This is a genomic window from Cribrihabitans marinus (assembly GCF_900109035.1).
GTDB lineage: Bacteria > Pseudomonadota > Alphaproteobacteria > Rhodobacterales > Rhodobacteraceae > Cribrihabitans > Cribrihabitans marinus.
Genome location: NZ_FNYD01000003.1, coordinates 99,915 through 111,746, shown reverse-complemented (window position 1 = coordinate 111,746; position 11,832 = coordinate 99,915). Strand labels below are relative to the sequence as shown.

Below are 11,832 nucleotides of genomic sequence, written 5' to 3'. Positions count from 1 at the left end.
TGTTACGCCGGGTATCTCGTCCCGACGCGTTCAACCTTCGGTAAACAAAAAGACCGAAATGGGGCAGGCAGGGGGTAATTGGACGACCGGCGCAACCGGCGCCGCCACCTTCCTGCCACAAGGCCGGAACGCGGTGTCACAAGGGCCGCGGGGGCTTGCGTGTGGCGCGCAGGCGTGTATATGGGCACGGCCCTTCGCATCTTTCGTTTTTCCGCGCAGTCTCTCGTGGCCGGGTCGCGAAAGGGCCAAAGACCCTGCCTATGAAATGCGCCTTGACAGAAACAGGAGTTCACATGCCGCTTTACGAGCATGTCATGATTGCGCGTCAGGACCTGTCCAACACGCAAGCCGAAGGTCTGGTCGAACATTTCGGCACCGTTCTGGCCGACAACGGCGGTTCGCTGGTCGACAGCGAATACTGGGGCGTCAAGACGATGGCCTACAAGATCAACAAGAACCGCAAGGGCCACTATGCCTTCCTGCGCACCGACGCGCCCGCCGGCGCCGTGCAGGAGATGGAGCGCCTGATGCGCCTGCATGACGACGTGATGCGCGTCCTGACCATCAAGGTCGACGAGCACGCCGAGGGCCCTTCGGTCCAGATGCAGAAGCGCGACGAGCGCGACGGCCGCCGCGACCGCCGCTGACCCACGCCTGAAGAAAGGAACTGACAATGGCTGCAAAACCGTTTTTCCGCCGCCGCAAGGTCTGCCCCTTCTCGGGCGACAATGCACCCAAGATCGACTACAAGGACACGCGCCTGCTGCAACGCTACGTTTCCGAGCGCGGCAAGATCGTGCCCTCGCGCATCACTGCCGTGTCGTCGAAAAAGCAGCGTGAGCTGGCCCGGGCGATCAAGCGCGCCCGTTTCCTCGCCCTGCTGCCCTATGCCGTGAAGTAAGGAGAGCGATCATGCAAGTTATCCTTCTGGAACGTGTGGCCAAGCTGGGCCAGATGGGCGATGTCGTCGACGTCAAGGCCGGATTCGCCCGCAACTACCTGCTGCTGCAGGGCAAGGCGCTGACCGCCTCGAAAGAGAACATCGCCGCCTTCGAAGACCAGAAAGCGCAGCTGGAAGCCCGCAACCTGGAATCCCGCAAGGAAGCCGAGGCCCTGGCCGAGCGTCTTGACGGTCAGCGGTTCGTGGTGATCCGCCAGGCGTCCGACGGTGGCAACCTCTACGGTTCGGTGAGCACCCGCGACGCCGCCATGGTGGCGACCGAGGCCGGCTATTCGATCGACCGCAAGCAGGTGCTGATCCGTCAGCCGATCAAGGAACTGGGCCTGCACGACGTCGAAGTGCACCTGCACCCCGAGGTGATGGTCAACATCACGCTGAACGTCGCCCGCTCGCCGGAAGAGGCCGAGCTGCAGGAATCGGGCAAGTCGATTCAGCAGCTGGCCGCCGAGGAAGAGGCCGAGGCCGAGTTCGAGATCGCCGAGCTGTTCGACGACATCGGCAGCGCCGCCTCCGAGGACGAGGCCCTGGCCGAGGTTGTCGAAGAGCAGACCGGCGAGAACCCGGTCGAGGACGACGAAACCAAGTCCTGATCGGGCCGACTGGTCCGGGATGCAAAGCCGCGCGGGGATCCCTGCGCGGCTTTTTCTTGGTCCCGGTTTCGGCAACATCCGGCCGATCGCGCGTCGCGGCGGTTTCGCCGGTGGCCGCACCGCCCTAGAGTTGCGCAAAAATCGGAGTTCGCAATGACCCTGTTCACCCGCCGCAGCGCCATTCTGGGCCTCGCCGCAATGACCGCCCTGCCCGCCTGTGGCGCCAGCGTCACCCGCACCAGCACCCGAAACGAGCCCTACGACCCACCGCTCTATCCCAACGAGACGCCCGAGCTGCGGGCCTCGATCAACAAATGGGCGGACCATTACGAACTGCCCCGCCAGCTGGTGCACCGGCTGGCGATCCGCGAAAGCACGCACCGCCCCTGGGCGGTGGCCCGGCCCTATTACGGGCTGCTCCAGATCCTGCCCGCCACCGCGCGCTCGATGGGCTATCGCGGTGCGCCGCAGGGGTTGCTGGATGCCGACACTAACCTGAAATACGCCGGAAAATACCTGCGCGGCGCCTGGCTGCTGTCGGATGGCAGCATGGACCGGGCGATCCAGCATTATGCGCGCGGCTACTACTACGAGGCGAAACGGCGCGGCATGCTGGTCGAAACCGGGTTGCGCCCGGCGCCCGCTCAGACTCAACCTACATGAATGAAGGGCGCGCCATGCGCTCGCCCGGAAAGTGATTCGGAGACGCCGCGCCCGCTGCGTGCCGCCCCAAATCGGACACAGAAACCGGTGTTTGGAAGGTTTGTTTACGCCGAAGTAAACAAGTGGTGCCAAAAGATCGTACAATACCGGCCAAAGCGCCGTTCATGCCCAATTGAAATCAACCTTAACCTGAAATCCGTTGATCGGGTTTTCAGGATACTGCACTGTCGCAATCGTTAATCCGGACGCCCGGCCATTTGTTCTCGGGCGGCCGGCGTCAGTAGCAACAGGTGACTTGTATGGAAACGGTTGACAGTATCGTGGGCCAGCGTATTCGGGCCCGAAGAATTGCAATGGGGTACAGCCAGGCCGAGCTTGGCAGTGCGGTGGGGGTCCGCTTTCAGCAGGTCCAGAAATACGAATCCGGCGCCAACCGGGTCAGCGCCTCGCGGCTCTGGGCGGTCGCGGAATTTCTCAAGGTCCATATCAGCTATTTCTTCGAAGGCATGGATGCCCTGAAGGGTGACGAGGACACCGCCCCGGCCGGTGCCGCACTGCGGCAGGACTTCCTGGCCGACCGCGAAACCGTGCAGATGGTCGAGATCTTTGCGGACTTGCCTTCGGCCCAAAAGCGTGCTGTTCTTGCCCTTGTCAAAGATATGTCTGCCCATAGAAGGCCTTCACCGCAGGACGCGATGACATGACCGGGTGGAAAACACCGAAAGTTCCGCAGAGAGTAAATGGAAATTGTCGACCTCGGAACACTGCCTGACACGGAGAACCGCTATACCGGTTTTCTGAACCAGATTTGCGACAAGTATGAAATGGATCATGCCGCCTATGCCGGCATGAATCCCGTGGGCGGTTCGATCCACGGGCACGTGACCTATGACGACGGGTGGAAGGCGCACTACGCCAACCAGGGTCTTCAGATGATCGACCCGACCCTGCACATGAGCCAGCGCAGCATCGCGCCCGTCGACTGGCGCCGGCTGGAGCGCAACGCCGATTTCCAGCGCGTCTTTCACGATGCGCGGGATTTCGGACTGACCGAACAGGGTCTGACCATCCCGGTGCGCGGCCCCTATGGCGAGATCGGCCTGCTGAGCGTCACCCGCGACTGTCCCGTGGCGAAATGGGACAAGCTGATCGGCCATGTCATCACCGACCTGCAGTCGATGGCCGTGCACCTGCACGACACGGTGATGAGTTCGGATGCACTCAGCCATATCCTGCTGCATCCCAACCTGTCCAAGCGCGAGATCGAGATCCTGCAATGGGTCGCCGCCGGCAAGTCGCAGCAGGATGTCGGCGACATCCTGTCGATCTCGCACCGCACCGTCGAAGTGCATCTGCGCTCGGGGCGCGAGAAGCTCTGCGCGCTCACCACCGCCCAGGCTGTCGGCCGGGCGATCGGGCTCGGACTGATCTATCCGGGCTGAATTCCGCGACAAATCGCATACGGGAAACCCCCAATGGCAGCGCTCATTGAATTGGGCCAGAGTGGTCGCAGATCAAACCACTCATAAGGGGGAACAAATGATAATTGTGATCGACGGCTTGAACCGGCACCGTTTTGGTGCGGTTCTCGACGAAATGTACAGACTCAGAGCGCGCGTCTTCGGGGATCGTCTTGGATGGGACGTCGATATCCGGGACGGCAAGGAAATCGACCAATTCGACCACCTGGATCCCGCTTACGTCGTTGGGCTGGACGACGAGGGACATGTGGTCGCCGCGGTTCGTGCCTTGCAGACAACAGGTCCGCACATGCTGGCGGACGTGTTCAACGCAATCCTGGACGGCGAACCGCCGATCCGCAGCGCGACGATGTGGGAATCGACGCGGTTCTGCGTCGACACCAAGCGTCTGGGGCGCGGCAGGGACCGCCATTCCGTCTCCTATGCCACGTGCGAGCTGATGATCGGATCGCTGGAATTCGCCCGCAGGTCGGGTATCCGGGACATCGTCACCGTGATCGATCCGGTCATGGACCGCGTACTCAAGCGCTCGGACAATGCCCCCTATGGCTATGTCGGCAAGACCGCCCCGATGGGCAAGGTGCCGGCGCTTGCGGCGTTGCTCGACTGCACGCAGGAGCGGATCGGCCGTGTCCGGGACTTCGCCGGAATCGCCCACGACGTCTTCCTGACCGAGGACGCGGCACTCGACCTGTTCGCCCGGGGACATACCTCGGTCGAGATCGAAACGGCCGCTCACGCCGCCTCGGCCAACAACGACACGCGACCGCTCAGCGCGCTTGAACGCTATTTCGTCGAGCAGATGAGCGCGGCGCGCACGTCCGACGAAGTTCAGGCCGTAATCGACCTGATCGACGCCCTTCCGGGAACACTCACACCGGAACAGAAATTTGCGCTGAAGCAGGCCCCCGCGGCTCTGGCCCGGGAAGCCTGATCCCCCACTCCCCTCACACACAAGCGCAAAAAAGGAGCCGCCCCTCGGGGCGGCTCCGTCTTTCCGGCCACATGGTTGTGGCGGCTTATTCTTCGTCCAGGTCCTCGACGGCCTTCTGCAGCTCGTCCTTCGAGATCTCCTTCTCGGTGACCTGGGCCAGCTCGAACACATAGTCGATGACCTTGTCCTCGAAGATCGGGGCGCGCAGCTGCTGCTGCATCTGGGCATTCTTCTGCACGAACTCGAAGAATTGCCGCTCCTGCCCCGGATACTGCCGGGCCTGGTTCATGATCGCCTGGGTCATCTCGGCGTCGCTGACCTCGACCTCGGCCTTCTGGCCCAGCTCGGCCAGCAGCAGGCCCAGCCGCACGCGGCGTTCGGCCAGCTTGTTATGCTCGTCGGTGGGTTCGATCTCGGGGTGGTCATGTCCCTCGACATCGGGGTTTTCCTCGTGCCACAGCTGATGCGCGATCTGCTTGGCCTCGGCCTCGACCAGGCTGGGCGGCAGGTCAAACGAGACGATCTCGTCCAGCTTGTCCAAGAGCGCGCGTTTCTGAACCGCGCGGGCGGCGCCGGCATATTCGGCCTCCAGCCGCTCGCGGATCTGCCCCTTGAGCGCGTCCAGATCCTCGGCCCCGAACTTCTGGGCCAGTTCGTCGTTCACCTCGGCGGCAACCGGCTCCTTCACGTCCTTCACGGTGCAGGAGAACACGGCGTCCTTGCCGGCCAGGTTCTCGGCCTGGTAGTCCTCGGGGAAGGAAACGGTCACGTCCTTCTCCTCGTCGACCTTCACGCCGACCAGTTGCTCCTCGAATCCGGGGATGAAGCTGTTGGAGCCCAGGACCAGCGGATAGTCCTCGGCCGAGCCGCCCTCGAACGCCTCGCCGTCGATCTTGCCGACGAAGTCGATCACCACCTGGTCGCCGTCCTTGGCCTTGGACCCCTTGCGCCGCGACTTGAAGTCCTGCGCGGTCTCGGCCAGGTTCGCCAGCGCCTCGTCCACGGCGGCGTCATCGGCCTTGGCCACCAGCTTCTCCAGCTCCAGCGACTTCAGGTCCACCTCGGGGATCTCGGGCAGCGCCTCGTAGGACATGGCGACATGCACGTCGTCGCCTTCCTTCCACTCCTCGTTGGTCATCTTGACCTCGGGCTGCAGCGCCGGGCGTTCGCCGCTGTCCTCGAAATGCTGGTTCATGGCGCCGTCGATGCTCTCCTGCATCGCCTCGCCCAGCAGGCGCTGGCCGAACTGCTTCTTCAACAGCGCCATCGGAACCTTGCCCTTGCGAAAGCCCTTCATCTCGATCTCGGGCTGCGCCTCGGAGAGTTTCTCGTTGACCTTGGCATCCAGCTCATCCGCCGTGACGGTGATGTTGTAGCCGCGTTTCAGACCTTCGTTCAGCGTCTCGGTGACCTGCATCTGGTATTCCCCATGAGGTTGGGGCGCGCGGGGACCGGGCACCGCGCGCCGTGCAAATTTGTCGCCTTCTAAGTGGCCTGATCCGCGGGTTCAAGAGGCATCTGGCGCATCGGCCCGGCTTTGCCGCCGCGAACCGGGCCGCAGGGGCCGGATCAGAATTTCCAGATCGCGCCCAGGGCCACCGTCGACAGATCCTGATAGGCGGCCACGTCGTCCTCGTAGCTGTAGGTCTGATAGGTCAGGTAGGCATCGACATTCCACGCATCGACACGCTGCACCACGCCCAGGCCGACCACCTCCGAGGACGAGCCGTCGCGGTTGAAATCGGCACCGTCATAGTAATGCACGCCGAACCCGGTCTTTCCGGCCGCCAGCCAGTCGCCCTCGTACCCGACATTGAGATAGTAGTAATCGGGATCCGACGCGCCGGCCGTGTCGTCGTCGCGCGTTCCCACAGACGCGGCAAAGCTCAACCCGCTGGACAGCAGAACCGCCGCCGACCCGATCACGTCCGACCGCTTGACCCCGTTGTCGTCGCGCACCGCATAGGCCAGCCCGGCCTTGAACTCGGCATTGCCCAGCGACCGCGAATAGCTGGCGGCGATGTCATAGTAATCCCGGTCGTCATTCTGGGCCAACTCGTTGCGCCCCCAGGCCGCGCTCAGCTTGAGGCCGCTGAAGCGCGGCGTGTCATAGCGCAGCCGGGTCAGCCGCCCGCCATCGAAATCGCTGGTCATGCTGCCGACGCTCGGCCCGCTCAGCACGCCGAAGGGATCGCGGAACAGGTAGGCCGCGTTGGTATCGGCGGTATAGGCATAGAGCGCGGTTCCCGCATAGGACAGGTTCGCCTCGGCCGCGCCGTCCGACGCCATGCTGCCCTGCCCCAGCGAGACCTGGCCCCAATCGCCGGACAGCCAGAAATCGAAATGCCGGATATCCTGCCGGGTCCAGCCGCTGATGTCCGATCCCAGCTGGTTGTATTCGGTCGAATTCGGAAACCCCAGCCCTGCCTCGAACCGGAACCCGAAGGTGTTTGCGCCCAGCGGTTGATCCACCAAAATCCCAAGCCGGCTGCGCGACAGGTCGTTGTCGACCAGGTTGGTCTCGGTCTGCTGGCCATCGTCCACCGAGATGATGGCCGGGTTGAACTGTCCGTAGAGCGTCACCGACCCTCCCGATCCGTTCTCGTATTTAAACTCTGCCGCCGCGGGTGCGGCCAGCCCGGCCGCTGCAAGCGCCAGGGCGGAGACGGTTCGAATTTGCGCTGTCATGGGAGTCACCTTGAAGTTGAGTGAACGGACGCGGAGGCAAGTCCGACCGAACCCGGCGTCCGGCCCCCATTGGAGTGTTCCAGACCAGCCCGCGCTGGTCCAGCCCCAAGGCGGGAATCCGGGGTCGGTGCCGGAATATGCCACACCTCAGGCGCGACTCCGCCGTTCCGAGGACAAGGCCCCAGCCCCGCGCCGCCCGCCGCCGGGGATGCGTAGTTGACAGGATGACCGGTTTGCGCTTTCCCTCGGGCCCAACCGGAAAGCCACGACAACGCCCCGCGCCCGCCGCGCCACCGGCGGCGTCGGAAAACCGATTGAAAAGGGGAATGACGATGATCCTGTGTTGCGGCGAGGCGCTGATCGACATGCTGCCGCGCCCAATGGCGGAGGGTGCGCAGGGGTTCGTGCCCCATTGCGGCGGCTCGGTCTTCAACACCGCCATCGCCCTAGGCCGGCTGGAGGTCGAGGCGGCACTGCTGACCGGCCTGTCGCGCGACATGTGGGGCCGGATGCTCGAGGACGAGTTGCTGCGCAGCCGGGTCAACCCGACCTATGCGGTGATCAGCGACCGGCCCACCACGCTGGCCTTCGTGCAGCTGACCGACGGCCACGCCAGCTACAGCTTTCACGACGAAGGCTCGGCGTCGCGCATGATCGACGACGAGGACCTGCCGGACCTGCCCGACCGGGTGCGGACATTGTTCTTCGGCGGCATCAGCCTGTGCTATCCGCCCTTCTGCGACACCCTGGTGACCCTGGCCGAGCGCGAGGCCCGCCGCCGGGTGATCATGCTCGATCCCAACATCCGCCCCGGCTTCATCACCGATCCCGGTGAGCAGAGGGCACGGCTGGCGCGGATGGTCGCCGCGGCCGATGTGGTCAAGGCCTCGGACGAGGATCTGGCCTGGCTCTACCCCGACCTGCCCACCCCCGAACAGCAGGCCGATGCGATGCTGGCCGACGGGCCGGCCATCGTGCTGCTGACCCGCGGCGGCGACGGCGCCTCGGCGCTTCTGACCGGCGGGCGCCGGGTCGATGTCTCCGCCTCGCCCGTCGAGGTCGTCGACACGGTCGGCGCCGGCGACACGTTCAACGCAGGCTTCCTCGCACGGGCAACCGCGCTGGGCCTCGATGACCGCGCGGCCCTTCTGGGCGCCAGCGACGCCGAGTTGGCCGACTGCCTGGGCTTCGCCGCGGGCGCGGCGGCCGTCACGGTCTCGCGCGCCGGGGCCAACCCGCCCTGGGCCGACGAGATCCGCCAATGACACCGCACCGGGACACATTCCATGAAACGCTCTGAAATCAACGAGATCATCGCCGAAAGCGATGCCTTCATCCGCAGCCACGGCGCGATCCTGCCGCCTTTCGCCTATTGGTCCCCCGAACGCCTGCGCGGACCCGAGGCCGAGATGATCCGCGCCCGCGGCCTGGGCTGGGACATCACCGATTACGGCCAGGGCCGCTTTGCCGAGATGGGACTGTTCCTGTTCACCATCCGCAACGGCACGGTGGCCGATCTGGGCTCGGGCAAGGGCATGCTCTATGCCGAAAAGGTCATGATCACCCGCGATCGTCAGCTCTCGCCGATGCACCGCCACAACATCAAGGCCGAGGACATCATCAACCGCGGCGGCGGCGACCTGGTGCTGGAGCTCTGGGCGCCCGACGAGAATGGCGGCATCGACCGCCACTCGGACGTGACTGTTCCCTCGGACGGCGTTCCCGTGACCCTGCAAGCCGGCGGCCATCTTCGGCTGAAACCGGGGCAGAGCGTGACCCTGATGCCCGGCATCTGGCACGCCTTCTGGGCCGAAGGTGGCGACTGCCTGGTGGGCGAGGTCTCGACCGTGAACGACGACCGCACCGACAACGTGTTCGAACAACCGATCCCGCGATTCAGCCAAGTCGAGGAAGACGCAGCGCCCGACCGCCTGCTGGTTTCGGACTACTAAACCCGGCAAGCGGCCGATTCGTTGATGCGCGTAAAAGGATTCTTGACCTCCACACCTTGCGGCGCGGAACCTGCGCTCTCATGCGATAGCTATGTTTTCAATGACTTGCCAATTCAACCAGACGCCGAAACAAAGAGTTGCGCGGGTGATTGTCTGGTTTCGGCGTTGCCGGCACCCCTCAGAACGCTTTGTCTGCTTCTTATCCGCGAAGCGCTTTTGCGGTTCGGCGGACTCCCCTGCCGACAGCCGTAGTCCTGAAGTAACCCTGGACTCTGAACCCGGGCACCGTCTTTTCCGACGCAGCTACCAACCTATCCCGTCTCAGGCCTGAGTCCCGGGGCTGTTGCCTAGAGTGTGTCCAGTGGAGTCGCCCCGGCATAGGAAAGTATCATCGCGTTGCGCGCTTCGACAAAGCGCGCGGGGCTCATGCCGAAATAGCGGGTGAAATCGTGCGACATATGCGCTTCGTCAAAGTATCCGTTGTCGGCCGCAACCTTGGCGAGCGTAGGAGGCCGTCCGGTGCTCAATTGACGTATCGTACCGTTGAGCCGGGCGATGGTCGCATAGCGTTTTGGGGCGAGGCCGACGGTTTCCGTGAACTGTCGTGTAAGTGTGCGTTGCGGGATTTCGAAGCGGTCGGCAAGATCCTTCACCTTGATCCGCCCGTGCTTGCGGTCGATCTCGGCGGCCACCGAACCGATGATGGATCTCTTGTCAGGTTGAGTACCCAGCTGTTCCAGCAGCATCCGGGAGAAAGCTGCGATACGCGAGGCGCGGCTCCGCGCCCTGCCGACACGATCGAGCATTCGGCTGACCGCGCGCCGAGGCAGAAAGTCGCGGATATCGACTGAAAGCCCATTGATCTCGATTGCTGGAATCCCGAACAGCCGCATCAGGCCGGCGGGCTTGAGTTCGGCCATGATATGACCGATTTCACCGCTGTAGTGCACATTGATGTCATCCTCTTCGACATGACCGCAGAAATGGAACCCGCTGGTGCTTGTCATGTGCGTCCCGCGCTGGGATGAGATCGGATCGCGAAACACGAAGCCAATGAAACAGCGCCCGGTCGGGAACGGCCGGATCTGGTAATCCACGCCGTCATTGATGTCTGCGTAGAGGAAGCGCTCGACAATAGATGCGACCGCCGGATGTGGCGGGTAGACCCTGTAGAGATCGGGAGCCGTCGTCATGGACTCGTCCCAGTGTTGCGCCCGCCAACCCTCCGGGTGGTGGGAATGGTGTTTGCCCGTGTCGGTTTCCATCCGGATACGATGTCGTCAACGTCGCCACTGCGAGGCGATGACAAGCTGCCCTGCTGAACAGTGTGATCCGGAGCGCCTCTGCCCCGGGATTACGCTGCCTCGGGCACGAGCGATGGCCAGTTTTTACAATTCAGGCGATTCTGGCAAGGCATAGACTGATGCGAGACGCAATCTGGCCCGCATTTGGACGGTGCCGGGGAGTGCAAGGGACGCCAGACCGATGCAACGCGGAAAAAACCGCCGCGACACACGCAGTGCTGTTCATCCCCGTCACCTGGCACAAGTACCGGCCTTGGAGGACACATGGCGAAGCAACGCAAGCACAAGGTGAAGAAGGGCGAGAACCTCGAAAAGATCGCGAAGGGCTATGGCCACGCTTCTGGCGGCGACATCTGGTACCACGACTACAACAAGGTGCTGCGCAAAAAACGCAAGTCGCCTGACGCGCTGGCGGCGGGGGATGTTCTGGTCATTCCGCAGACCAAGGCGGAAATGCTGCAGGTCGATCTCTACCGCGCGCAGGCCCAGGCCGAACGCGACCTGTCGGCGGGCCTTCTGATCAAGGCAGACGACTTGTCGCGCAAGGCGGCCGTCGCCATGAAGCAATACAAGAACAACCAAAAATACTGCGACATGATGGTGAAGGAAATCGAGAAGGCGGCGAAGGACATCGACGGACTGCTCGTCACGGTTGATACCATCAACACGGTGGCGACCATGTTCGTGGGCCTCGGTGCCATCGCCAGACGGTCGTCGCTGGCCGCAAAGGCCACCGGAAAGGAACTGGTTGCGATCAACAAGGAGGCGGCGGGGATCGCCAAGGACATGGCGAAGAAACCGATCAAGGATAGTGCAGCGAAAAAGGGTATCGAATACCTCAACAAAGACAAGGACGTGTCCGAGGTCGGAAAGCGCGTCGCCTATGCGGCGGAGGTCGGCATGTCGGTGATGAACCCTTCCTTCTGGGCCAAGGGCCTCGTCGCGCTCTGGAACGGCAAATCAGTCGGCGAAGCGCTGGCCTGGGATCCGGTGCGTGAACTGAAAACCAAGGCGAACAAGGTGAAGATCGAATACGGCAAGCGCAATGCAGAGTTGTTCACCGCGATCAAGGGCCTCGAGAAGACGGTTTCGGAACTGACCCGCTTGGCCAAGGACGCCCAGGGACGTGCGCTGAAGCTTACCAAGGCGCTGGAGGCGATGCCGGCCTAGGACGGAAACGGGGAGTCCAAAGGATGTCGAAGGCCCCCCAGACCCGCGAACAGAACACGAAATTGTCTAGCCGAGCGTCCAAACCAGCA

General features: G+C 63.5%; 13 protein-coding genes. 10 read left to right on the top strand and 3 right to left on the bottom strand.

The window, feature by feature from the left end:
• The first annotated feature begins 293 nt into the window (after window positions 1-293).
• From rpsF to BMX57_RS05475, 7 genes are all read left to right on the top strand, one after another.
• A complete protein-coding gene (gene rpsF, locus BMX57_RS05505; protein ID WP_092363354.1) occupies window positions 294-647 on the top strand; it encodes a 30S ribosomal protein S6 in 354 nt (117 codons plus the stop codon).
• 26 nt (window positions 648-673) lie between these two features.
• Window positions 674-901: a 30S ribosomal protein S18 gene (gene rpsR, locus BMX57_RS05500; RefSeq protein WP_058860938.1), complete on the top strand. Its 228-nt coding sequence runs from the start codon at window positions 674-676 to the stop codon at window positions 899-901.
• Window positions 902-912: 11 nt separating this feature from the next.
• Window positions 913-1,551, top strand: a complete 639-nt coding sequence (gene rplI / locus BMX57_RS05495; protein ID WP_092363351.1) for a 50S ribosomal protein L9 — start codon at window positions 913-915, stop codon at window positions 1,549-1,551.
• 153 nt (window positions 1,552-1,704) lie between these two features.
• Entirely contained in the window at window positions 1,705-2,214 is a 510-nt protein-coding gene (locus BMX57_RS05490) for a lytic transglycosylase domain-containing protein (RefSeq protein WP_177175395.1), read from the top strand.
• A gap of 299 nt (window positions 2,215-2,513) precedes the next feature.
• Window positions 2,514-2,918, top strand: coding sequence for a helix-turn-helix domain-containing protein (locus BMX57_RS05485; RefSeq protein WP_092363348.1), 405 nt, complete (start codon window positions 2,514-2,516; stop codon window positions 2,916-2,918).
• Between the two features lie 36 nt (window positions 2,919-2,954).
• Complete coding sequence (locus BMX57_RS05480; protein WP_092363345.1) at window positions 2,955-3,656, top strand: helix-turn-helix transcriptional regulator; 702 nt, start codon at window positions 2,955-2,957, stop codon at window positions 3,654-3,656.
• A 97-nt stretch (window positions 3,657-3,753) separates the two neighbouring features.
• The gene (locus BMX57_RS05475; protein ID WP_092363343.1) at window positions 3,754-4,629 is read left to right on the top strand and encodes an acyl-homoserine-lactone synthase; all 876 of its coding nucleotides are present in this window, start codon (window positions 3,754-3,756) and stop codon (window positions 4,627-4,629) included.
• An 85-nt stretch (window positions 4,630-4,714) separates the two neighbouring features.
• Here the strand turns inward: BMX57_RS05475 and tig are convergent, their stop codons facing one another.
• Together tig and BMX57_RS05465 are read right to left on the bottom strand one after the other, a co-directional pair.
• Window positions 4,715-6,046, bottom strand: a complete 1,332-nt coding sequence (gene tig / locus BMX57_RS05470) for a trigger factor (protein ID WP_092363340.1) — start codon at window positions 6,044-6,046, stop codon at window positions 4,715-4,717.
• A 152-nt stretch (window positions 6,047-6,198) separates the two neighbouring features.
• Window positions 6,199-7,317 (bottom strand): porin, encoded by a 1,119-nt coding sequence (locus BMX57_RS05465; protein ID WP_092363337.1) that lies wholly within the window; start codon window positions 7,315-7,317, stop codon window positions 6,199-6,201.
• A 326-nt stretch (window positions 7,318-7,643) separates the two neighbouring features.
• On the opposite strand from BMX57_RS05465, the gene BMX57_RS05460 reads away from it, so the two are divergent.
• Both BMX57_RS05460 and BMX57_RS05455 read left to right on the top strand, forming a co-directional pair.
• Window positions 7,644-8,582, top strand: coding sequence for a carbohydrate kinase family protein (locus BMX57_RS05460; protein ID WP_308419728.1), 939 nt, complete (start codon window positions 7,644-7,646; stop codon window positions 8,580-8,582).
• Window positions 8,583-8,603: 21 nt separating this feature from the next.
• The gene (locus BMX57_RS05455) at window positions 8,604-9,269 is read left to right on the top strand and encodes a D-lyxose/D-mannose family sugar isomerase (RefSeq protein ID WP_092363334.1); all 666 of its coding nucleotides are present in this window, start codon (window positions 8,604-8,606) and stop codon (window positions 9,267-9,269) included.
• A 347-nt stretch (window positions 9,270-9,616) separates the two neighbouring features.
• Here the strand turns inward: BMX57_RS05455 and BMX57_RS05450 are convergent, their stop codons facing one another.
• Window positions 9,617-10,462 (bottom strand): helix-turn-helix domain-containing protein, encoded by an 846-nt coding sequence (locus tag BMX57_RS05450; protein ID WP_177175394.1) that lies wholly within the window; start codon window positions 10,460-10,462, stop codon window positions 9,617-9,619.
• 375 nt (window positions 10,463-10,837) lie between these two features.
• Between BMX57_RS05450 and BMX57_RS05445 the strand changes: the two genes are divergently transcribed.
• A complete protein-coding gene (locus BMX57_RS05445; RefSeq protein WP_092363328.1) occupies window positions 10,838-11,743 on the top strand; it encodes a LysM peptidoglycan-binding domain-containing protein in 906 nt (301 codons plus the stop codon).
• Window positions 11,744-11,832 lie beyond the last annotated feature (89 nt).